21 protein-coding genes and 1 tRNA gene are annotated in these 23,740 nt (G+C 55.2%); 15 read left to right on the top strand and 7 right to left on the bottom strand.

The genetic code is table 11. From position 1 onward, the window contains the following. Positions 1-44: 44 nt before the first annotated feature. Genes P0119_13380 through P0119_13365 form a run of 4 tightly spaced genes read right to left on the bottom strand, consistent with a single transcriptional unit; the run spans position 45 to position 9,977 of the window. Positions 45-3,641 carry an SNF2-related protein gene (locus P0119_13380; GenBank protein MDF0667050.1) on the bottom strand — a complete coding sequence of 1,199 codons (3,597 nt, stop codon included), beginning with the start codon at positions 3,639-3,641 and terminating at the stop codon, positions 45-47. Beyond that, complete coding sequence (locus tag P0119_13375; protein MDF0667049.1) at positions 3,638-6,640, bottom strand: DUF1156 domain-containing protein; 3,003 nt, start codon at positions 6,638-6,640, stop codon at positions 3,638-3,640. The genes P0119_13380 and P0119_13375 overlap by 4 nt, the downstream gene beginning before the upstream one ends. Further along, positions 6,637-7,065, bottom strand: coding sequence for a hypothetical protein (locus P0119_13370; protein ID MDF0667048.1), 429 nt, complete (start codon positions 7,063-7,065; stop codon positions 6,637-6,639). The genes P0119_13375 and P0119_13370 overlap by 4 nt, the downstream gene beginning before the upstream one ends. Further along, a complete protein-coding gene (locus tag P0119_13365) occupies positions 7,062-9,977 on the bottom strand; it encodes a DUF499 domain-containing protein (GenBank protein ID MDF0667047.1) in 2,916 nt (971 codons plus the stop codon). Before P0119_13365 ends, P0119_13370 begins: the two co-directional genes overlap by 4 nt. A gap of 511 nt (positions 9,978-10,488) precedes the next feature. Between P0119_13365 and P0119_13360 the strand changes: the two genes are divergently transcribed. After that, positions 10,489-10,887 carry a hypothetical protein gene (locus P0119_13360; protein MDF0667046.1) on the top strand — a complete coding sequence of 133 codons (399 nt, stop codon included), beginning with the start codon at positions 10,489-10,491 and terminating at the stop codon, positions 10,885-10,887. Between the two features lie 575 nt (positions 10,888-11,462). Here P0119_13360 and P0119_13355 read toward each other — a convergent pair. Continuing rightward, entirely contained in the window at positions 11,463-12,044 is a 582-nt protein-coding gene (locus P0119_13355) for an ImmA/IrrE family metallo-endopeptidase (GenBank protein ID MDF0667045.1), read from the bottom strand. After that, the gene (locus tag P0119_13350) at positions 12,031-12,414 is read right to left on the bottom strand and encodes a helix-turn-helix transcriptional regulator (protein MDF0667044.1); all 384 of its coding nucleotides are present in this window, start codon (positions 12,412-12,414) and stop codon (positions 12,031-12,033) included. The genes P0119_13355 and P0119_13350 overlap by 14 nt, the downstream gene beginning before the upstream one ends. A gap of 106 nt (positions 12,415-12,520) precedes the next feature. Here P0119_13350 and P0119_13345 point away from each other — a divergent pair, with 106 nt between their 5' ends. The 14 genes from P0119_13345 to P0119_13280 all read left to right on the top strand — a co-directional run bounded on the left by P0119_13345 (position 12,521) and on the right by P0119_13280 (position 23,026). Beyond that, entirely contained in the window at positions 12,521-13,147 is a 627-nt protein-coding gene (locus P0119_13345; GenBank protein ID MDF0667043.1) for an E2/UBC family protein, read from the top strand. Beyond that, complete coding sequence (locus P0119_13340) at positions 13,147-13,686, top strand: hypothetical protein (GenBank protein ID MDF0667042.1); 540 nt, start codon at positions 13,147-13,149, stop codon at positions 13,684-13,686. Before P0119_13345 ends, P0119_13340 begins: the two co-directional genes overlap by 1 nt. Further along, positions 13,661-14,485, top strand: a complete 825-nt coding sequence (locus P0119_13335; protein MDF0667041.1) for a ThiF family adenylyltransferase — start codon at positions 13,661-13,663, stop codon at positions 14,483-14,485. Before P0119_13340 ends, P0119_13335 begins: the two co-directional genes overlap by 26 nt. Before the next feature lie 326 nt (positions 14,486-14,811). Then, on the top strand, positions 14,812-16,143 hold the full coding sequence (locus P0119_13330; GenBank protein ID MDF0667040.1) for a hypothetical protein: 1,332 nt from the start codon (positions 14,812-14,814) through the stop codon (positions 16,141-16,143). 9 nt (positions 16,144-16,152) lie between these two features. Then, complete coding sequence (locus P0119_13325) at positions 16,153-16,593, top strand: hypothetical protein (protein MDF0667039.1); 441 nt, start codon at positions 16,153-16,155, stop codon at positions 16,591-16,593. A gap of 55 nt (positions 16,594-16,648) precedes the next feature. Beyond that, positions 16,649-17,395, top strand: a complete 747-nt coding sequence (locus P0119_13320) for a hypothetical protein (GenBank protein MDF0667038.1) — start codon at positions 16,649-16,651, stop codon at positions 17,393-17,395. Positions 17,396-17,424: 29 nt separating this feature from the next. Then, complete coding sequence (locus tag P0119_13315; GenBank protein MDF0667037.1) at positions 17,425-18,093, top strand: hypothetical protein; 669 nt, start codon at positions 17,425-17,427, stop codon at positions 18,091-18,093. Next, a complete protein-coding gene (locus P0119_13310) occupies positions 18,074-18,718 on the top strand; it encodes a hypothetical protein (protein ID MDF0667036.1) in 645 nt (214 codons plus the stop codon). Before P0119_13315 ends, P0119_13310 begins: the two co-directional genes overlap by 20 nt. Then, the gene (locus P0119_13305; GenBank protein MDF0667035.1) at positions 18,715-19,608 is read left to right on the top strand and encodes a ThiF family adenylyltransferase; all 894 of its coding nucleotides are present in this window, start codon (positions 18,715-18,717) and stop codon (positions 19,606-19,608) included. The genes P0119_13310 and P0119_13305 overlap by 4 nt, the downstream gene beginning before the upstream one ends. 257 nt (positions 19,609-19,865) lie before the next feature. After that, complete coding sequence (locus tag P0119_13300; protein ID MDF0667034.1) at positions 19,866-20,102, top strand: hypothetical protein; 237 nt, start codon at positions 19,866-19,868, stop codon at positions 20,100-20,102. 589 nt (positions 20,103-20,691) lie between these two features. Further along, on the top strand, positions 20,692-20,919 hold the full coding sequence (locus P0119_13295) for a hypothetical protein (protein MDF0667033.1): 228 nt from the start codon (positions 20,692-20,694) through the stop codon (positions 20,917-20,919). Beyond that, complete coding sequence (locus P0119_13290) at positions 20,916-22,055, top strand: tyrosine-type recombinase/integrase (GenBank protein ID MDF0667032.1); 1,140 nt, start codon at positions 20,916-20,918, stop codon at positions 22,053-22,055. The genes P0119_13295 and P0119_13290 overlap by 4 nt, the downstream gene beginning before the upstream one ends. Positions 22,056-22,236: 181 nt before the next feature. After that, positions 22,237-22,312 (top strand) — tRNA-Met (locus P0119_13285). 303 nt (positions 22,313-22,615) lie between these two features. Continuing rightward, positions 22,616-23,026 carry a hypothetical protein gene (locus tag P0119_13280; protein MDF0667031.1) on the top strand — a complete coding sequence of 137 codons (411 nt, stop codon included), beginning with the start codon at positions 22,616-22,618 and terminating at the stop codon, positions 23,024-23,026. Positions 23,027-23,362: 336 nt separating this feature from the next. On the opposite strand, the gene P0119_13275 is transcribed toward P0119_13280, so the two are convergent. Next, positions 23,363-23,740: hypothetical protein (locus P0119_13275; protein MDF0667030.1), on the bottom strand; the 378-nt coding region annotated here is incomplete at its 5' end.

The following is a 23,740-nucleotide window of genomic DNA, read 5'->3' as shown; positions in this document are numbered from 1 at the left end:
AGCGCGCGGGGTGAGACCTCCTGGAAGCATGGACGGCCGGCATGCTAATCTCCCTTTGAGTCAGCCAACCAGCGTGGGTCGTCGAGAGCGGCATCAAGTTCCTTGCCGAGGAGGCGGGCCCGTCGCTGATTATCAGTGAGCTGGTCGGCGAAATTCTGGAGGCTCTGGCAGAGGTCGGAATTCCAGTCGGGATATCCTCCAAGCTTCTCTAGGCATCTCTTCAACCGCTGAGCGCTGGAAATATCACGAGACATTTGTTTATGAAGCAAGCCATTCAGGTCTGCCGTGCCTGCCTCAAGACAAGCCAAGTAACGCCCAAGTTCTCTTTGCAGCCGAAGACGTGCGGCAGCCGTTTGTCGTTCTAGGCCCTCTCGCTCTCGTTTTGCTGCCAGTCGTTCTGAATTTCTCACCTGTTCTTCCGCCGCCACTTGCGCTGCCCGTTCCGCTTGCAGCCATGACTCCGGGTCAGGATACTGCCCGCTCCATGCCTTAACGCGGCGTTCCAGATCCTCCAGCGACTCTACCAATACTTTTTCTCTATCATCGAGCCAGTACGCCATTGAATTCCTGAAGGCACCGGACTGGTAAGAACCGATCACGAGAGGCAGGCGCTCTCCCGGTCGAACAAGCCCTTCAGCCAGCTCACGTAACTTGGGTTCCAGGGGGGAGAGTGGCAACGCCGCGCGGTCGTGTTCCAGGGCAGGGACTGTGGATGCGAAGATGGTTCGCGAGATTCCAGGGCCCGAAAGGATATATTTTGCCCCAGCAGATTCGCTTTTGACCTGTGGGCCGAATTCGCCGTTCAAATAACCCAGTGCCGACTCGATCTGCGCGCGCATAACTGGACACACGGCCCTCGCGTCTCCCTGCGCCTGACTTTCAATGTACGTCTCGCTAGCTAACGGATCGCGCTCGATCTGCGACGCAGCCGTCTGAAGGACGCGAAGGTCCATTGTATCCTGACCGAGAAGCATTCGACGCGCCTGCGCGAGCACCGGTTGCATTGATCCAACGAAGTGCTCGAACAGGCCACACCGCGTGCGGAGCGCCCGATAGACTTTGTCGTCAACGCTGTCCTTCAAGAAGAGATTGATGACCCTTATCTGGGGAAGCTGCTGTCCAATACGATCAATACGTCCGATCCGCTGCTCAACCTTGCTGGGGTTCCAGGGCAGATCATAGTTGATGACCGCACCTGCGGCTTGAAGGTTAAGCCCTTCGCTCGCGGCGTCGGTGCACACGAGTGCCCGGAGTTCACCATTGCGCAGTGCAAGTGTGATGGTATCTTTGGTAACAGGGTACCATTCGTTTCCGTCCCACAGTTGGCCTCCGTCGCCGCTGTAACACCCTAAACCCTTCCCGTAGTGGGACACGAGGTTGTCACGCACATACTCAAGGGTGTCCGTGTACTCTGTGAACACGAGGACGGGCCGCCCGTCATCGGTGATTCGTCGGAGCACGTCAAAGAAACGGTCTCGCTTGCTGTCTTTGCCACTCAACTCATGCAGATCAGCTAATACCCGGTCAACTTCGTTCAGTTCAGCGAGAGCGACTTTGGGATCAGACGGGAGCGCTGCTGATACCCTCACGACCCCCTCGAACCCTCCGATGTCATCAAGATCTTTAGGGTCTAAGCCTTCTCCGATTGCTAATTCCTGGTCGTAAGCCTTGTGGTCGGCAATACGACGCAGGCCGTCCTGACGACGTTTGAGGCTCCGTTCCAACGAATAGGGCGAGCTGGACGCACGACGCCGGTAGATTGTCATGACGAAACCCTTGCCGGGTTTTTCCTTTTCAAGTTCTGCGAACCGTTTCTCGATGTATCGGCTTACCGCGTTGTAAACCTCACGCTCGGCGCTGTCTTGGAAGTCGAACAGTATATCCTCGACTACTCGTTGTGGCGGCGGGTCCGGGAGCAGGCCCATCTCATAATAGCGTTGTAGCGTGCCTCTTGTGTTGCGGTGCATCCTGCGAGCTAGCGGCGAACCTTGACGCAGCCATCGGGCGATCTCGTCTCTCTTCGTCGAAGTCACGAAGGCAAGCGCTTTGGCAATGGTGGCGGAGTTTGTGGTGTTTACCAACCCGGCTGAGGATGCCGGGAAAAGTGGATCAGCCGCGATCAATGCTGCAGCCTTGCGCGCAGTCCCAATATCACACCGACCGTTTCGGACGGCGGCAACCGCAGCATAGAAGTCTCGAACACCTGTGAAATCAGTCAGCCAGGCTCCACCCTCACCCAGCACCGTCAGGAGATCCCACGGCTCCCATGGATGCGTTTGCATCGGCGTGGCACTGAGCAGAAGGAAGCCGCGCACTCTCCGGCGGAGCTGCAGCCGGCGTAAAAGCGTAAGTAGGAGCGTCCCGCTGTTGAACTCTCCTTCCTCCTGCTCCCGTCGCCGTGCGGCATGAGATTCATCAAGTACGACAAGGTCCCAAGGTGTCGAGGCAAGTAACAGCGGAAGGTTGTTCTCGGTCCGGGCCGTCTCTCGACTCATGAGAAGGACATCACGTTCAAGAGCATCTGCCACACCGTTTACCTTCTCGGTACGCTCGTCGGGCCAGACCAGCGTGGTCGTACCTTCCAACCGTGGGAAGAGCATTCCCCCCTTTTCTCGTAGCTCCGTCTGCCATTGTTTCAGGAGACCGGCGGGCAGCAGAATCAGGGCGCGACGGACACCACGTCCTGCCATCAGGCGTCTTAGTACCAAGATTGCCTCAATGGTCTTACCCATACCAACTTCGTCGCACAAGAGCCGACCTTCCGGCCATGCTTCGGCTGTCTCCTGGACCACGCGACGCTGATGTGGCCAGAGATCCACCATTGCCGTTGCGTCGCACGTGGCCCCCCCGTCCGGCAGATACGGCGCCTCAACTATGAACCGCCAGATCATGGCAGCCTTCTGGCGCGCCATCGCATTCGAGGGGTCCGTGATCGGTGGCTCTTTAGGAGCAAACTTTACGAGCCGCAGTCGTAGCGCCTCTGGTAGCGTCACTGTGTGGACATCCGGATGGGTATCTCGCCAGAGGGACTCAAACTCCTCGGCGTACTCACGATATCGCCCTGGATCTTCCCAGGAAGTAGAGACTTCCAGCCGCTCGTAGTTGCCGAGCAGCCCTTGAGCTGATTCGTTGCCGCTACCATTGAAGACGATCGTCTCGCCAGCCTCATCCGTCACGATACCGAACTTGGCATGGACAATGCCTTCTCCCCGACGCATGACACCAACTCGCACTTCGAGGAGGCGTTGTTTGACGAGCCAGCCGAGCATGGCAAGCCGCTTTTTCTCCAAGATATCCTTGGGGGTTTTGAAACGCTTCTCAAGCAGCACTTCAAGCGAGGAGAGGTCGCCGGTCTCGGTTAACGCACGAACGTCTTCCTCTGCCAGTTCCTCATTGACGACTAGTCGCACTGCGGGATGCGGCGCCGATTCCCCGATTGCCTCAAGCCGTTCGATCAACCGTCCGAAGCCGCGTGCTGCCGCCGCCAGCACAGTGCTGGAGAAGTATGCGCAGCAACGGTCATAGCGGACCGCCTCCATGAGAGCCGGCACATATAACTCATCGAGCAGGGCGGGGTCCGGTCCGCGCAAGAACCGTTTCCAGCTCCGATTTTTCAAATTCCCCGGTTGAGGCTTTGTCATTCTTCCGCCTCGCCGTTGTCATCCTCGGCAGTTTCTTCGAGATCTGATCCAGCCTCCGATTCAGCTTCTTCCTCATGAGCAGCAAACAAACCCGCTTGCGGTGGGATCTTCTCAGTCCAATCAGGCGACTCAATGTCGAACAGAGGCCCCAGCAGGGCATGCCAGGCGCGGAACTCGGGGAACTTCGCGGCGGTGGACTTTTTCCCCTTCTCATGTCTGAGTGCCTCGGGGGCTGCATGCACCAGCGCTTCCATCAAATGCGCCACAGATGAATCCTTCGTCCAGCGTTGCTGGCGGACAAGGGCCTTGGCCGAGCCGACACCGCCTCCCCCTCCCCCCGCCTCGAGATAGCGCAGCGCTAGCGCGTGGCAGGCATCGAGCGCCGTCCGAAAACGTGGGTCGTTAGGATGCACCTTCAAGACTTGCTTCTTTGTGCTTTTTTTGGTGGCCGTGACAGGGCCAAAGAGGGTTTCATCAACTTCGTCCGGCTCCAGCGCGCGCTCACGCCGACGCTCTTTTGCGGAAAGCATCTGAATCTTGTCGCCTGACTTTGTGACCAATCCGGCCACTGCGAGTTGCTCGACGTCCATTCCGACGGCGTGCCCAAGCAACTTGGCCTCGTTGAATCGGAACTCCACTGCGCCGAGCACATCCCAGCACAGGAGCGCGAATCGTCCCTCCGCCTCGACGCCCTCGAGTCCGTGAACGGCCAATTGTTCAACGCGCCATGTACTGACGGCGTCGGAAGCTTCATCAATCGCTTTATCCACGCCGACCGCAACACCGGTGTCGGTCCTGACCTCGTCGTACCGGCTATAGACCTCCATGGCCGGGCCAAAGGAGCCGACGAGCTGGTCCACCGGATTTAGTCCTTCAGCTTGCAGTCGCTCGGCAGTTCCCCGCGCCTTGTCCCGAATTTCCTTCTTGAGTGCACTGTCGAAGTAACCGGGCCCGGCTCCGCCTAGGCGTTTTCGCGCGACGAGGATCACCGTACTCTGGGCAGCATTTTTCTTCGCCTGATGGAGGCTGTGCCAACCTTCGGTTTTTACAGGCCAAGTGGCGGTGATCGTAAATCCCGCTCGGATAAGCGAGGTGAATAGCGCCTCCCAGGCTTCCTGCTTCTTATGTGTGAACATCACAGTCAGGACACCATCGTCACGGAGGATCCGCCGGCACTCCTTAAAAGTGTCGGTCATCAACCCCTGATAGAAGGTATGGGCTTTGGCCTTCGCATCGGCGGTTTTGCCATCGCGCTTGCCTTTCTTGGAGAACTTTGAGCCGCTCTCACGATGGCGCTTGATGTTGACAACAGTTTCTTGGTCGTGCTCGCAGAGATAGGTCGAGAACCATTCTGGTCGTCGGTGCCCCTGCGTGCGTTTGAGCCATACGTAGAAGAAATCTGCGAGCTCCGAATATTGGACGTTGTCGGCGTAAGGCGGGTCTACAACGACGGCGGTAATACTTTTGTCAACTAACTGGGGCAGACTGGTCGAAGAGCCGAGGGAGATATCAACGTGGCTGCCACCATCATGTCGTGACAAACTGCTGACTTCCTCATAAGCCTCAATGCAGCTGTCTGTTGCCCATTCGAGCCCAGCGCCAGCCCTGCACGGAGCCATTTCGCTATAAGTGGCCTTGAATGAAAAGTCGTGGCGATCAAAGACACTGCGGGCTGTTCCAGCAGGAGGATTCCACGAGGATAAAATTGCGTTCCAGTTAGCGAACTTATCCAGCACCAAGGCCAACAAATGCACCAGCGCCTCGCCTAGCTCGTTGCCTTCCGCCTTCAAAATTTCAGTCCTCAGCGAGCGCAATTCCTCAACTAGGACGCCGAAGCAGAGGAGCTGTCTGTGTGAAAATAAATCTGCCCAGCGCGGCATTCCGTAAAGCCTCGGTCGTTCATCACTCGACACCTCTGGATACATCTCCGTTGGGATAATATTCTTCTTCTCCCAGTCTGGCCGGAGTCGTGCGAGTTCTATTGTTGCTTCCTCTAGCGCCGCGAGGTCCGCCGGTTCAGGCGGCTGGAATTTGAGCCCCTGTGGTGTCTTGATTGCCATGGCGTAGAGGGCGCTCTCCATTTCGCCTGCCTGTGCCTTGGCCTTGATGTAGTCGCCAGGAATCTGGAGCCCGGTGAAGAGTGAGATGCCCTTGCCGTCGCTATATGTTGGCAGTGGTGGCTGACGCAGTTGACCTGCTTCTTTTCCAATCTCTCGGATGCGGACGGACCACGTGCCTTTCTTTTTGTCCACGACCGGCTCGGCGAAGATGTGACCATGATCTGTCTTAGGTTTCAGCAATCGCCAATCAGGAACCAGCGGCGTGTGGAATTGCGTATCTGGGCACGGGACTGTGCGAGCGAAGATGTAGGCGTGGACCTTCGCGAAACGATAAGCGGGGTAGAAAGAGCCTAGACGTTTTTCCACTCGCTCGCCCCAGACTTTCGCCCACTTTCTGGCCTTGGTTCCCAGGTCCTTGCCGAACCGGAAAGGATAGTCCACGGTGGCCTCGAGGACTGAGCAGGCCACAGGGTTGTATTCGTTGGCGAGCGTGTGGAAGCCGAGCCTTGCAGATTCCAGTGGGATGGAGCCCCCACCTGCCATGGGGTCAATGACCGTAATCTCCGTTCCCCAAAGCTTGCTGGCCGATAGGTGCGCCTTGGCCAAATCTGTGTCGCGGAATACCTGCTTGAATGCACGGGCGCAGCTGAAACCGCCCTCGACCTTGTAACCCAAATCCATCAGTCGGCGGGTTTCAACCAGTTCGCTTCCGGATTTTCCGAATCCCAGCAGTCGCTCGAACACGTCTCTGGGGAAGTCCGCCGGCAAGAGCGAAGCAAGAACCGCGGCACGAGAGACGGTCAGGGGTCGGCGGGCCCACCAGACGTGGAGACGTTTATCCGGCGGCTGCTGTCCGGTAGATCGCTCTCGGATGCACTCGACACCGATCGCCGCTGCCGGCAACCAGTCCTCGATCAGCAGACGCGGGGGCTTCTTCATTTCACAGCCTCTACAAGGATGCGGAGCGCCCGTATCACGCGTTTGCCATTGGGCCTACTCATGAGTCCAAGCCACCACGCGGCTTCCGTGCTGTCCGCGTGCTGCAAGTTGGCTGCTGCCCGATGAAGCCGTTCGGGGTTACGCAATCCTTTGGCAACCAACGCATAAGAGGCGACACGGGCACCCCAGTCAGCATCCAACGGATGGAAGGGCCCGGTAGTGAGCTTCGCAGATGGTCCCGCGATTTCCCTTACCGCGTTACGAAGGATGGAGGCGCCGGCTGAAAACGCTAACGGTGAGATTGGCGCGACACGATCTAGCCGCTCCTCACCCCTGGGTGTGAGCCGCCGTCGGTAGAGGATCGCAGCGTCTCCCGCCCTGCGTCGGACGACACGCAGGGCAAAGGAAGCTTGACGGATCTTCATTGGCAACCTTTGATTGGCTTCTCATAGGTGGCGCGAGGTGTCACCCCTTCGGGCACTCCATCGGCCAGCGTGCGCAGTGATGTTTCAAGCCCTGTGCGACCGGCCACGCCAAATCCCAGCATAAGGTCGGCCTCGTATGTCGATCCTTCTACGAGCGCATTAAATAGCGTTTGGGCAATGGTGAGTGGTTTCGTCGGATGAGTTGGCTTCAGGTCGCTGGCCGCAAAGTTCAGGGTCCCTCCATCCTTAAGGTTACCCCCCACATTGACAGACAGCGTGAGCGTATCTGCCCCAAGCGGTTGCACAACTCCCGCAAGGGCAGCCGCTGCGGCAGGGGTCGTGGCGACAAGGTGCAGCTCCACGAGAGGGCGCTCTGCTGCGTACTGCAGAACCTGCTCCCATGTCGTAGCGGTGATGCGAGCCGCTGGTGGTGGAGGGGGAAGATTTGGTGTTCTCTCATCACCTCCGTACTTGGGAGTGTCCTCTTTCACCCAGAGGATGCCAAACTGTGAGTCCGCACGGGTGACGTAGACGGATTCGTCGAGCGCAAAGGACGTGAGTATGCTGGGCACGCGACGTCTGTGTCCGACCGGTCCTTCGATACAGCCCTTTGCATCATAGGCCCTCTCGTCCGGCAGGCGTACAACGGCTTTTCCTCCTGTAACGGACTTTAGTATGGTCTGGCGGACGATACTCCCATCCGGGATAAGACGAAGACCCGGTGCGCCCAGACAGCGCTCATGAATAGCCTTGGCTGTGTACACTTCGGGCATGTCGGGAAGCGGCGTGGCACCGGGAAGTACATCTTTCAGGAAGCGGCCTATATCGAGTGCATCGCCTGGTTGGTACAGAAGTCCCTTACTGTCCAAAAACTTGCGTAGGCAGGTCTGACCCTGGGGGCGCTGCAGCATCTGGTCCTCGGAAACCTGGAACTGTTCCTCCACTGGGTAAGAATTTCCTCCTGCGAGGACGACCCGATCGAACGCACGGTAGGTCTGGATGCGGAACTGTTTATGAAGTTCTGGTTTAATCCGTTGGAGCTGCTCCCGAACCAGTTTGTTCGGCTCGCCACTTTTGTGGTCTCGTTCAATTGCTTCGGCGGCCAGAAGGCGCTGTGCACGATCAATGGCGGCGTTGAACGCGGCTCCGGTGGAGGTGACGGCTACAAGCGCATTCTGAAAGCGGCGCGGGATGTTTGCCTTTGGGTCCGTGTCATCGGCGTAGTTACACGTTGCGTTCGCCGTTTTCTCATCCTCACAGAGGACGAGCTGTAGGTCAGCAGACTCCGGCACTTGTCGGGCAGTCGTCGGCCAGGCCGTTAGCTTAAAGGCGGGGCCTGAGAAGTAAGACTGGGCCTCAGTCAAGACACGGCTTTTCGCATCTTCAATCGGAATCTGGCCCATCCGCTCTTCAATCTGCTTAATGATGTTCGGCTCGTAGCGGAACTGCCAGCCGCGGCCCCCTGGCATCGGATAGGTATGCCAACATACTCCGACCAGCCGATCGAGTGCTTCAGCCGGCTCAGGTCCGGCCTCTTCCGGTCGCAGAACGGCAAGAGTGAGCTCTGCCGTATCAAGTCCACTGTTCGACTGCATCGGAATGCTTTCAAGCAAAAGTGCCGAGGCGACACGGACATGAATCCCGTGTGGTGCACCGCCGTCGAGTTCCACCGCATGCTTTTCGACATCTGCCATGACAGCGGATTTGAAACTGTCGCGATTCAGCCGCTGGAGAAGATCCGCCTGGATTCGGTCGCTCGACCAATCGATGTCTCCTGGTGAGATCAGATCCAAATCCCTTTTCGCTTCCCAAACTGTGCGGAGGATTCGCGCGAACAGACGTAGTGTCCCACGACTTTTGTTGAACTCCTGCAACGCCCCTAAACGCCCTTGTGCTGTGTCGAGAAGTCGAGGATGGAATGGGTAGCACTCAACAATCCGTTTGGCGTAGTCGGCACTCGCAGTGGGAGGTGGGACTGCCCCCGGAGATTCACGGGCAACCCGTTCGTATAAGGTATGGTAAGCCGCCGAGGCCGCTTGCGACAGTGCCGGATCAACGTTCTCGAACAGGCGCCGAACAATGACCCGCGCCGACTCCTCGCCGATCGGATCAAAGTCAGTCATCTTTCGTCCAAATACATCATCCAGTTTCACGGCCGCCGTCGCAAACTTATCTGCAAGCTTTGCCGCCTCTTTCGCATAGGAGCGTTGATCTGCTGGGTCTGTCACAACAAGAACCGTCTGGGGCCGCTTACTCACAACAGCGGCGAGGGAATTCAGAAAACCCAAGAGATTACCCTGGCCGCGCTCGGAGAGCTTGGCCATGTAGATGACTACTTCGTCGAGGAGAATGAGGACGGGCCCGGTAGGAAACACAGATTGAATTTGAGCCTCGCTCGGCGAGAACTCCGGATCGTCGGCTTTGCCAAGAGCCTTGACGGCTTTTTCGCCGCCGAGCTGAAAGAACAGCTCGCCCCACAGGCTGCCAATCTTGATTTTTCCGTGCACATTGAACTCTGGTGTTCCTCCCTTTCCAGCATCGACGGCGACGACGGCCACTTTCTTAGGACGGCCGGCGGCGGGCAACAGATCCGTTCCCATGGCTGGATCACCGATGTTCTCAGCCAGATGCCAGAGCGCCATCAGTGTGTGAGTCTTACCGCCCCCAAACCCTGTGCTTAGGCGGACGGTAGCTCCACCTTCTTTCGTATTCGCGAGCCGACCGAAGACTGCCTCGACAACTTTGCAGAGCTGTTTTGCGGGATGGGTGTTTTGAAAGAAGACTTTGGGGTTCCCATAAACCGCAGGCGCCTTACCTGCTATTAAGTCACCAAAATCGGCTGCAAAGATGGCGTCATCGAGGTCTCCTTTGAGGACTTCCTTACGGGGTTTGCATCCGGTCAGTACTCCCATGAATGACTCCCTTCAATCTCATAAGCCAAGAACTAGAGTCTTGCTGTGACAAAACCACTCAAGGAATAGGGCTCGTCGTCCGTCCCGCTCTTGCAAAACTCAGTACAGCCTAGCGCTCAATAAACATTTAGCGGAGAAGAATACCCTTTCCTCCCTGTAAAATCACCTCATTGTTCAAGAGTTTATCCAAAATTGACCTATAGATCCTCATCAGTGCCTCTGCGGTCTAACTGGGCTTCCATATTGGTAGGTGTTTTTCGGCACAATATCTTCTCCTTTGCGTTCTTGCCAGCCTGACAGACCCCTGCTCGGCCTTCTTACGTAACATTCAGAATTTCTATTCGTATGCACCGAAGTTACCTTTCCTTCGGCTTGCTTCTGATCGTTGTCCCTAAGAGTCCCTAACTGTCCTAAGCAGGCCTAAGCAGGCCTAAGCAGGGTACTTCCTTACACTCACTCACACCGGTATGGTCAGCACTGTGCTGAGCCGCACCATTAGAAAGGACTGGGCATGAAGAAGGATTTGCTGACGGTGAAGGAATTAGCGGCGGAACTCCGCATGAGCCCGAAGTCCATCCAGCGGGCCTATCGCAAGGAGGAGATCCCCGTGCAGTGGTTGAGTCGCATGGCTCGTTTCAATTTCGCAAAAGTCCAACGGGCGATGGAACGGAACGGACGAAGCCGCATGCGTCGTCTCAACGGGATTGCGACGTCGCAGGGCGCGATCGCCGGCCAAGGCCGGCGGCGCGCACCGAAAAGCCCCCGTTCGGTAAAACGGGGGGTTCGTCGCCGATGGTCTTGTTCGGAAATTTTTATCAATGAACCTGGCTTTTGGACTTTTGTTCCCGGGGGGAGACCACAATCATACATCGCTTGGGTGGGAACACAGAAAAAAGCTTCGTTGATTTAGATTTGAGGCCCAGCAGGGGAGGGCTAGAAAAAATATTTTCTCTGTTTTACTGCCTACACTGTGCCTACACGGAGACCGGCAGGAAGGGGGGGACGGTGTGTAAGTGCTTGATTTGTGGTGGGCAGTGTAGTAGTGGTCTAAGCTACGGCCCGCTGATTGAGATAAAGCATCCAAATACCCCAACATTGGATTGCAGTGTATCAATGCCAAAGCCGAGACCGTGGCGGAGAAACCTTCGTTTCGGGCCGCCTTCAAGAAGCGGCGCTGCCTGGTGATTGCGACGGGGTTTTACGAATGGCAAGTCCACGGGCGTTCGAAGCAGCCGAAGTGGATCGGCTTGAAGAGTCACCGCCCCTTCGCCTTTGCCAGCGTGTGGGAACACTGGCACTCCCGGATGACGCGGGCATCGAATCCTGTTCGATCCTGTCGGTTCTCACCTTTGGGCCCGCTCTCACTCTTATTTGGTACTGGAGAAGAATTGCCTGGCGAAGCCTACTCGCAGTGTTCTGGCTCATTTTGATGGCTATTCACTTCCCTTCAACCCAATAAGCGCTCATTCAGCCAACAGGCCATGGTCACTTCCTACTCCGAGCCCTTTCGAGTTGTACTGATACTCCCGTCATGCGCAACCGGTAATTTACGAGCTGCGATGTGACGCCATACATCTCTGCTGTTTCTTCCGTCGAGAAAGCATTCTGCCTTGCCCGTAGTAAGGCCTCTCGGGGGAGCAACAGGCTCCAAGCGAGCCAATTTGCTTCATCTTCTTGTTTTTGATCGTACGTACGCATGGCAAAACTACCGTCGTGCGAGAAAATAATCGTACTTGGCTTATGTTCGAGAATTATGTGAGCCAATTCGTGTGCAATGTCGCTGGCCATCCTCCCCCGAGATTTCCTCGGATTGTAAATTAAGAGAACCTTCCCATCATGGAGAGTGAGGCATGCGGCGGACCATCCCCATGGATCGTGATCGAGCAATTGATTGAGGACGTCGCTTGGCAGGCCCGGAAAATCTCTTGGTGTACAAGCCGTGACTTCCAAGAACTCAGCCAGCTTGAACACGTCCAGGCGGTCGTAGGGCGAGAGATCTAATTCGCGACGAATGTTGGCGGATGTCCGCTCCGCCCAACTCTTAAACCCTCGATCAAACGTCGCCATTGTCTGAGACAGGTTTGGGTTGCGGTTGAATGGTCATGGCAAACAGAAGCATTTTTGCCAAGGCTTGGGCTGTTTCTGGGTTCGGCGTTGAATCGACCTTGAAATGCGCAGATATTGAAACCGGCTGATTCGTGCCCTTTTGCTCCCCATGTCTCGATCCCTTGCCTTCAAAGCCCAAAAAATCTCCAGGATCAATTTCCAGCCAGTGGCACACCTTTCCAAAAGTTGCCACATCAGGAATACGACCACTTTCGATACGGAGGAGCGTCGCGGCTGAAATGCCAATTTCTTTAGCGGTTTCACGCAGTTTGCTATCCCCTCGCTTTTCTTCCACCATCTTGCCCAGGCTGCTGAGGGCACGGCGTGACATTGATACCTCCTTTCTTTATAAAACGTAAGTTGACATGCAAAACACATTCATGCATCATGATACCACATCAGAAACGTTCACGCACTAACAAAACAGGAGGTGCCGAATGGAACATGAAGAAGGACGGAAGTTCCAAGTGAATATCGAGGGAGTCATCTACGACTGGAATCGAGAGACGATCACAGTGCCGGAGATCCGTGATCTGGGACATTTGCCAAGCAATACTCCGGTGATTGAGGTCGACTTGAGGGAGAACACAGAGATCACGCTGGCCGAAAGTGCGGTCGTGGAACTCAAGCCGGGCAAGGGTTTTGGAAAAAAAGTAGGATTCAAACGAGGAGATCTGGACCGAATCCAGCAAGAACTTTCAATGCTCAAGAGTGCGTGGACGCAGCTCGAGTACATCTCACCTGGTCACTGGGTTCGACTCCAGCGTTATTGGATCGGCCAGGGAATTTGGAATTGCTCTGAAGCGGAAGTGTGCTTCCAAATTCCTGAGAACCTTCCTGGGCAGGCACCGTATGGGTTCTATGTCCGTCCTCAGCTGTTGGTGTGCGGTGGTGGTCCTCCGTCCAGTTATACCTATCCAGCTGATGCAACCCCATTTGGTACAGGCTGGGGAAGATTTTCTTGGCAGCTAGACCCATGGCAACCGTCTGCAGATCCCTTTCAGGGAAGTAACATGCTGAACTTTGCCCGGTCTATTGCGGACCGCTTGCGGCAGGGCTGCTAATGGCAGCGCGTATTACGATTTCATCCGAACTCTATCGCCGGCTGCTCGAGCATTTATTCTCAGGCCGAACCGAACAGCTGGCGTTCCTCCTGGCAACCCCATCGGAGAATGATCGAGAGACGCTCTGTGTCTCCGATCTATTCTGCGTTCCATCGAGGGCCTTTTCCATCCAGACGACATACCACATCAATCTGGGTGATGAGGTCCGTGCTCAGATGATCAAATGGGCATGGGACAATCAGTCTTCCTTGATAGAAGCACATTCTCATCTTGGAGACGTTGATGCGGAGTTTTCTCCAACCGATATTGCCGGGTTGGATGATTTCGTTCCCCATGTCTGGTGGCGTTTACAAGGACGTCCGTATGCCGCGCTTGTCTTTTCACAGCGGGGGTTTGATGCGCTCGTTTGGATGAAGTCTCCCAAGCATTTTCAAGAGCTTGCTGTCTTACACATTGCCGGTCTTCGTGACGAACATCCCACCTCGTTAACAATGAGATCCGTGAGGCAACCCCGTGGCCTTAAATACTACGCGATATAGTCGTAACATCGGACTGTTTGGCGAGAGCGGGCAAGCACGCCTGAATGCGCTGCGCATCGCGGTCATCGGCCTCGGAGGTTTGGGCTCCCATATCGTCCAGCAGACTGCTTACCTAGGAGTACGCCGATTCATCCTTGTGGATGATGATATCGTGACATTAACGAACCTGAATCGTCTGATCGGTGCCAGCGAAGTTGATGTTCAACAAAAGCAGCAAAAAGTAGCGGTTGCTGAAAGACTTGTGCGTTTAATTCAGCCATTAGCTGACATTCTTTCTCTCGCGACTGATTTTCGGGAGAAGGAAGCAAGAATGAAAGTGGAAGAGGCAGATGTACTATTTGGATGTGTTGACAATGATTCTGCGCGGCTCAGCCTCACGGAATTTGCCTCAAGACACCGCAAGCCATACATGGATCTTGCGACTGATACGGGTGATGATGGCGGGCAGGTCTGGTATGGAGGTCGGATCCTCTTCGCCTACAATGGAACTATCTGTCTATCCTGCGCAAGTGAATTGGACCAGCGGGCTATGGCGATAGAATCTATGACACCAAAGCAACATGCTGAGGACAGAGCGATCTATGGAGTCCCAACTGATGCGCTCAACGGAACAGGGCCCGCCGTTGTCTCAATCAACGGTGTCGTTGCCTCTCTTGGGGTAACGGAGTTTATGGTGTGGGCAACTGGTCTGAGGGAGCCCAAACCACACATTCGTTATCGAGCTGATCTCGGAAGAGTGACGCTTGTCACGGACCAACCCGTCATTAACTGCTACTACTGCTCTGCATTTCGTCAATAGTCCCTGAGGCCTCAATCGCCCCACGCAGGCATGACCATGGCTCCTGTAATCTCGACTGCGAATTGTCATCAATCTGGCCACCAATTATCACCAAAAGGAGCCAGGTTCCCCAAACAGGACTCGAGCTCTCATGAAAGGTGCCCTGTCTGGGTGGCCACTTTAGTTGATAATAGGTGGCTGCATTCGATGACAATATTCAATCAGATACCCCGCGCCATCTCGATAGACTTCAGGCGTTTACCGTCTTCTTCCACTCATAGTTCCACACTTCAACTCTGAACCGCCTCACCCGCTTTGGACCTGCATTTACAGCCACGGAGCGACCTATGAAATGGATCCGGTCCTGGGATGTCCCTAAAAGCTCAGGTGATGGACACTGGACGGTCAGTCTCAGCGATACCAAGATCTATGGATGTACCTGTCCACCATGGATCTATCGCAAGACCCCGGAATGTCGCCATATTCGAGGAATGAAAGAACTCCTCAGCAGTGGTCCGGCTTGCGAAGCCAGGACCGAGCCGACAATCGTCTATGCAAAGGTCAATGAAGTCCAACGAGGAGAAAACAACACCCTCCTGGTCCCTTTACGGCCGTTCGACGATACACATTTTCTTTTGACCCTGCTCGTCGATCTCTACGCACACGGAATCCGCTGGTCCAGAATTCGGGAGCAATACGAACTCAATGCCAACATCAAAAAAGACACCTGTCTTCAATACATCGAGCAACATGGACGAAAGATTTATGGAGACCCTGATCCGGAAACAGGGCGGCAAGACTTCACCATCTCTCGCGTATGGCCCCTTCCCGATATCCCTACATATCAAGAAACCCCCGAAGCCTACCATTGGCGTACAGGTTACCCACTCGACCTGTGCCAGCGGGCCACATTCTTCAATGATCCAACGCCACTACCACCACCGACCAGTACAGACAACACATCAGGAGTCACATCCATGGAGCAGCAACAGGATTTAATTGCGGATGAGTCCGACACAGTAGAAGCGGTCTCAGATGGAGACACAGCAGCATCAAAGGATGAGACTTCGGAACAGAAAGAGGACATTGAAGATCTCGTCGAAAACGATGATGACAAAACGGATTCCGTTGAATCGAGCCCATCAATACAAGACGAGACAGCGATCCCTCACACCACTAAGGTCGCGCCCGAGCCAAGATCCCAATCTGGGCCGGCCTCCCGACCCACAACCACTGTCGAAGAACCAGAAGCGCTCTGTGCTCATGAACCCTTCGACCCTGAGCTCTGTACATTAACAGTGACCTTGCAATTTCTCCCACGGGCAAACGACGCTCGAACGGTCATACTGGGACTTCAAAGCCACAGCGCAATGCCCACAGTACACTTCCTGACGGAACAAGAGGTCCGGCCCCTACCGACCGTGGTCGAAGACGCCATTCTCAAATGGGCCGAAGGACTCCCCGCACTCCAAACGAAACTTGCCGAACTCAAGGCCAAAGCCACAACAGTCACATCTTCCCCCAAGCCCGCCTCTCGCACAGCAAACCGCAAGGGAGTCGCCGATACAGAAACGGTCTCCACACAACGTCCAGAATCAACGGTACATACAACAGAGGTGGCACGGCCGCAAGCAGCCGGCTCAGATCAAATCAGCCTCTTCATGTCTTCAGCCGCATAGGAGTCTTATATGTCCAGCGTACTTATCATTGACGGCCAGCGCCTACCCATCCCGGATGATATTGCACAAGACGATAATTCGATCCGTCGGGCTCTTGGCCCCATGTTCACGCAACTGGCAAATGGCAGCATCACTCGAGCGATCGCAGAAGATAAGACCGTGGAGATCACGGTGACAAAACAGGCAGGAAGAAAAGGGTACCAGGAGATTCTACACAGTCTTGACTGCCAACCACACCACATCAACCCAGCCGTCGCCTTCGCCTTTCAACTCCACCAACGCTTCGATCTCAGTGATCCCACATCACTCATTCAAGTCATGACGCACCAGCAGGTCATTGAAGAAGCGATTCAAGCAGGCACCAATGAACTTAATACCGTCGCCACCATCTTCAAACGTCTATGCTTCAGTGCAAGCACCCATGCACATACCGTCCCCATTAGCTTCTAAGAGGGGCCCCGTCAACCCTGCGCAAGCGATTCTTCAACTCAGCATCATTTCCCATATGAATGCCTGGTGGGCTATCAGCCACCTTGAGGAACTTCAGAAGCACTGCACCATTCTCGATCTGTACCGAACACTCTTTCCCATTGAATTTACGGCATCCCACAAACCTCTTTATCAACACGATGACTCCAACCACGCCGCCCCACGGATCGAGGAGTTCCTCACCTTGATCACCGAGCACCTGTTTCCTCTCGGATATTGGGAAATAGAGCACGTATTTGAATGCTTCCCCTATATCCCCCTCGATCCGTGCTGGTCGCCTGCTGACCGAGACTTCACCGACGCTGACCCTCTTCCACTACGAATCCTTGCCGATATCTCCCGTGCCTATTACTACGAGCAAGACCTCGGAGAGCTGGTCTCAGAACTTCCCCTCTCAATTCGTCATCACATTCAGATTCCGGACGATCGCCTCGATCATATACAGACACACTGGAAGGCGTTCGAAACGCTCTGCGAGAAAGAAGGGTATCCACTGAACAAGGTCCCAACTGTTCTGGAAATGATCGGACGGGAAACCGGCAATGTCTGGATCGATCATGACCCGAACTCAGGCATGGAAATCGAGCTCACCTGGTGCCTCGACGACATTCAATGGCTAGCCTCTCAATGGCAAGAAGCCACCGCACGAATCGACGAATTCAACGCTATTCTGAACGAATTTACCAAGGACCCTGAATTATGGATCGCGTTCTTCCGACTGTGGAATCACTGCCTGCAGCAACACCTCCCGGAGCAACCATAGGCTATTTACTTCATCCTGAAGATGAGGGGGTGATCCGATTCCATAAAGGGCAACTCATTTTCCATCACCGCAAGGACCATGGGATCACCACGAAATGCCTGAACCCCCTGGCGCTCCAAACCGCCTGCCAACAAGCCCCACTCGACAGCGGATGGATCGCCCCCCACACCGTACGATGCGGATGGAGCGCACGAGGCGAATGGATCCTCCTCAAATTGCCCCCACGGCGCTACACCCTTACGATTCCAACAGCGAAAACACGACGAAGCGGACCACAGACTGAACGCCTACGGGTCCCTCTTCCGGGATTGCTGTTCGGAGGGATCAACAACAACTACTACGTGTGGGCGTACACAGGAACGAACCTCGCCCCATCACACATCTTCCACGCTCCCCTCCCCAATATCTGGGAAGACGGCCGGATCTGTTTCGGAACGAATAAGCAACCGCTCGCTTCCAGTACAACCATTCAACAAACGTGGGAACTCTTTCTCTCTTCTCCGTTTAGCGCAGAACTGGGTACACACCGTCTTCACTCACAAGAGAACGATGTCTTTCGATTCCTCCGGGCACTCCATCACGCCAAAACAAGAAGCTTTCCGACCAGAGCATTGCGCCCACAGCATAGGAGTCTCAGTCATATCATTGAAGAGACGTTTCACGACGAAAAGGCCACCCATGATTTCAACGAGCGGTAGCCTCGGACTCGTCCGTTACAGCATCGCCAACGGGTATCCATTCGAACCGCCCGGCGGCCTGCTGGAATACGTGATGGCCGGCAACGGTCTCTGGGTGCGTGGGCAGAAACCTAACCTCACGGTCTGCTTTCCCCTGAGTCCTCTGACAGTCCGAGGACTCACCCCGCTGCAACCTGAGTGGCATTTCAGCCTCCCCAGAGTTCCTCGTGCCATCACCGAAGAACTTTTGACCACCGCGCAGAATACGCGAGATACGGACAACCGATTAGTCGAGTCGCTTTTTTATTTAGGCTGGAACCAGGACCACTGGCAACTGACGATGCCGGCACAGCATCAGGCTCGTACCAGTGTGCGACCCCATGCCACCGATGACGACGCCTACCAACGTGCCGTTATCGAACTCCATAGCCACCACGAGTTGACCACCTTTTTCTCAGCCCAGGACAACTATGACGAACAAGGCTTTCGAATCTACAGCGTCATCGGTGACTTCCTTTCAGGACCACGAATCCTCACAAGGATTGGTCTGTACGGCCACTTCCTCGATATCGACAGCGCCACAATCTTTGAATTGCCAGCCAACCTCGAACCCATCACTCCCGATCACGAATTGACTCACGTATGAAAACACCCGTGACGCTCGATTTTCGACATCTGCACGCACGCCCCGTCGTGATCCCCCATACGGACAACCTGGAAATCATTCAGGTTGGCGCAGGAGGAACCGGAAGTGCGTTGGCAGGGCTCTTGTCTCGGCTCGTGATTCTGCTACAGGGTCGGTGGACCACGATTCGTTACGCGATCGTCGACTTCGACCATGTCGAGGACAGCAATGTCCCTCGCCAGATGTTCGCCTATGCTGAAATCGGTCTCCCCAAAGCATTAGCGCTGGCCCAACGGTATAGTTTGGCCTGGGGGATCCCCATCGAAGCCATCACTCAACCCTATACGGCACACCTGTTCCAGCCTCCCTCATTCAACACGACCAGGATCCTGATCGGCTGCGTAGACTCCACTGAAGCACGGGCAGAAATGCACAAAAGCCTGACAAGTGGCTACGATCACAGCATGAGAACCTGGTTAATCGATGCTGGCAATGAAAAGACCACAGGACAGATCCTCCTCGGTTGTTGCGCACAAGAAGAATTTCTCAACAGTGCATTCCAGATACCCACGTTTTGCAGCAGACTCCCAGCACCCGGACTGATCCACCCCGAGTTGATCGACACCACAACCATTCCCAAGAAAACAACGCCCGCGCCTTCCTGCGCACAATTAGCCATCACCCAGGCACAATCCCTTGGGATCAACCCCAGGATGGCCTCTGAAATGATGGACATGTTGACTCGCTTGCTCTTGACCGGCGACCTCACCAGATTTGCCACATATCTGGACCTTGATACCGGGAGCATGCGCTCGCTGTACACCACACCGCTCGACGTGGCCCAGAGTATCAACCAAGATCCCTCCACGCTGTTTCATAAGACGCGCCGACCAAGAGCCCAAGCCGCCTAACTCCCTACTCTCTCCGTTCCATCCCAACCCGTCATGCATCTACAGGTCTTGCATGGACAGTGACGTAGCCGGCCATGAGTGCTTGTTTGAAGAACCGCCCAGGCTAGGAGCCGCCTCGGCCCGGAAAGAGAAACCCAGATTTCTGTGGCACTCGTGTTCCCACCCTCCACTGGCCGGCCACACACACCAACGCGACGACGATGGAGCACGGGAACCATGTCCCTATTGCCTCTAACGACCGGTCAACGTGAGATCGCATGATGAAACGCCTTCACATCAACGCTCGATTTAATCAAGCCCCTGTCCCGCGCGCGCGGCAATCCGCGACCATACAAGCCAATACCATTCCACTTGGAATCAAGAAAGCCGTGCAAGAGCTACTCAAGAGGCATGGCATCAAAGGAAGACGTCATAAGGCATTCTCCCTTGAAGTCATCATTACAGAGGTGACGGAGATCCACGCCACACCAGACCACGACAGCACCACCGAATAAGAACTCACGAGAAGACGATGGTTACCACTCCACCAAACGCCCCACCGCAAAAGCCATTACGCTGTCCCACACCAGAAGCTCTCTGGACAGCCTACAACACCCTCTATCCGGGAGAATCTTCACAAGAACAAGGAATGCCAATCCTACAGGGATGGATGGAACGCTACCAAACAGATCCGATGTTCGCACTCGCAACCCAAAACTGGTACGGGAAAGTCACCAACGCTCTCTTCTTATCATTGGGGATCAAACAACCTCGAACAAAAGCTCAGATGCTCCTCGCATTACGACAAGCACCGTGCACCCATCAATCAATCTGATCCTCTATCTCTGTGACCACACTCAACGAACGAGCCACGTGTGGAATGCCTCTGCCAAAGCCAGGGTGCCCATCCCGGATGGCCGAATGATCCGCGATTTGAGTCAGCGAAGCACGGATCTCGCCCCCTCGAAACAGGCCAGTACCCCGAGGCTCATGACCCTCTAACCTGTTGGCACTCTTCATGAAAGTTCTATCTCGTATGACTTCTATGACAGGTCATGTTAGGTCGTGACCACCGTGCCTTATTTTTTTCGAAGGAGTCCGTCCATGAAACGCCACAAGAGTCTCGAGCCGCAGCCCACGGTCACATTTCTCACCGTGAATCAGCTGGCCGTCCGATGGCAAGTCACTCCCGATTTTCTTTACCGAGACATTGTCAACGCGCCCGATGGAATTCCAGCGATGAAACTGAACAGGGGCCGCCGCAGTCGCTGGCGGATCCGCGTCGCCGATGTCGAACAGTATGAGACGCGGCGTTCAGGAGCGCTTGCGTGAAGGGGAAAATAACCCGCGTGGCCGATAAGCGGTACCGCGTAGATTTTCATCCAGGTCGCCGCGCACCGCGGATTCGGCGAATGGTGTTCGGAACGAGGGAACAGGCGGAACGCATCCTTGACGAGTTGATTCAGCGCGCCTACACAGGGGTGTTCGGATGGCCCACAGTCCAGGAGACGACGATTGCCGAGCTCGTCGATTTGGTGGTCGACGACTACAAAATGAATACCAGAAAGTCGCTGCGCAGTGCGCAGCAACTGGCTCAGTTCTGGAAGAGCCTGGCCGGCTCCATGCTTGCCGAGCGCGTGACTTCCACCACGCTACGAGACTGGGCCAAGATCTGGGTCGAGCAGGACCACCTCTCAGGCGGACGCGTGAACCGTCGCATGAGCTTTCTCCTCCGAGGGTTCTCACTTGGGCTTGAGCATCAATTGATCACTCAACGCCCCAAATGGACCAGGCTGAAAGAAGCTCCGCCCCGGTCCGGCTTCTTTATCTGGGAACAGTTCAGGTCGCTTCGGAACGAACTTCCAGCCCATGCCCGCGTTCCGGTCACGATTGATTATTGGAGTGGCATGCGCTGGGGGGAAATCACGTCGCTTGTCTGGAACCAAGTCCTGTTCGATCATCGCCGTCAGATTGTACGGATTACTCTCGCTGGTTCTGACACCAAGACGTCCGAACCTCGAGCGCTGGTGATGGGTGGAGATCTCTATGAGGTCTTGCGAACGTGGGATGCGACCACGCGGGTGACCCACCCTGATTGTCCGTGGGTGTGCCACTACTTGGGGCGACGACTCAAATCCATCCGAACCGCCTGGCAGAAAGCTTGTGTCAAGCTAGGATTAGGGAAGTGGACCAAGCCAAGAGGAAAGATGGTGGGCCAGCGTGGGTACGTCGGAGCGCTCCTTCATGACTTTCGCCGAACCGGCGTCAAGAACCTGAGTGACGCTGGGGTTCCTGAGAAAATCGCGATGGCCATTTCGGGACATAAGACCCGATCCATATTCGATCGCTATAACATCGTCTCAGAAGCGAGACTTGAAGAGGCCGGCGCGCTGGTCGTGGCGCGACATCGAAAACTGACCGAGGAGGCCTCGGACAGTCTTCCCGAGCCGGCCACCCCTACCCCGTAATAACCTCGGTATTTGTCCTTCTGATCCCCGCCGTGATATAGTCCACCCCCCTAACGGCTCTGTTGCATCCTGCTTCGCATCCTTGGTAGTTTGCAACGCATTTACGGTGGGCATTTGGTGGACACTTTCAAGACTCCGTGGGTAGCCTCAAGTGTAAGTTCTTCAGTAAAATCAATCCAGTGGCGGTGTAGCTCAGTTGGTAGAGCAGCGGACTCATAAGCCGCGGGTCACCCGTTCGATCCGGGTCACCGCCACCAAACCGCACTTCGCGTGTGCCGCCGACTAATTATCGCTTTATCGTAATCATTGTCGGCGGATAAACCCCTTCGGCTTTCTTCTACTCCAAACCTTGCGCGTGGTTTCGTAGTTTATGAGGCTGTGCGTTTAGGGCGTGACATCGTGGAGCTTACTTGCAGCGAATCTGCTGGGTCTGCCTTCCAAAATCACACTCCCCGACGAATGAGCCTGAGGCGATGGACCTTATTGAAGGTCAACAAGGCGGCTCCTAAAATGGCGTCAGGTGGCGACACAGAAGCGGCCGGTTTCTGCCGTGAGGAGCGATGATCTCTCCGTCGAAAGCCTGTCTCAGAACCGTCCTTGCACTGTTTCTGCTCCTCACCCTCGGTTGCATCACATCCCCCATTCCCCTCACTTCCGAACAAATCGCGAGTGCTGATTATGGGAATGTCCCAGTCTCACCAACTTATCAGGATGCCATCAAGCGCTTGATGCAAGGGATTCTGCTTGATCCGGACGCCGCTCGCTATCAATTTGTTGGAGAGCCACAACGATGCTATGCGTATCTCTCAGGTGTCAGGAAGCCCCCAGCGTTTGGATACCTCGCGCAGGTAGAGATCAATGCGAAGAGCATGATGGGTTTCTATGTGGGCAAGCAAACATATCGATTTCTTATCAAGAACGACAAACTGTATATGCTGCCTCCATTCGTCAAGGTGGAGCTGGTGCAGTAGGCTCTATTGCCAGAGTCTCCCAACCTTCCAACTCTCTCATGACGCGAGGAAGTTGATGGATCCCTGATAGGGAGATGGGAAGTGGCGTTCGCGGGTGTGAGCACTTCAGAAACTCGAGTGTTCACATGCAGATACCTCGGTAAGAATATTCGACCCAGAAATGTTCGACCCAGATAGGAAGGCGTAGGCAAGCTTCACGGTTCGGCAATCGCAGTAGCGATACATTGCTGGAAAGAACCTAGCAGGAATGTGTGACAGGGAAGGTTACTGAGAAGTCAGCAACTTAGGCGGCACAACCAGCCCTGAAACCAGTATGGATACTGGATATATTGTTGTTCAAATTACTGACTTCTGAGTAATTCCAGAGGCCTCAGCCGAACTCTCCCCCCCGACGAGTTTTCGGACTGCCCTTAGCAACAATGTGAAGGGCTCCGAGTAACCCGTTCCTTTACCACCTGGGTACGCATTGGAACCGTAGGATCGGAGATTCCGTTCTCCCAGAGTGATCACGACTTCCCATTGAGTCCCATCGCAGATGTCGGTATCGTCATACCGGGAGGCCCAATTCCATAGATTGCACAGCTGAGCCGCCACCCAAAACTGTTGCCATTCTTCTTCCGTGGGCGAAAACATCTTGGGCGAACCGCAGTGCTCAGACTGATAGCGGAGCCGTCCCCTCACTAAGCGCACTTCATCGGTTGGTCCCATAAACCC

Source organism: Nitrospira sp., assembly GCA_029194665.1.
Classification (GTDB): Bacteria; Nitrospirota; Nitrospiria; order Nitrospirales; family Nitrospiraceae; genus Nitrospira_D.
This window is presented reverse-complemented; position numbering and strand designations above follow the sequence as displayed.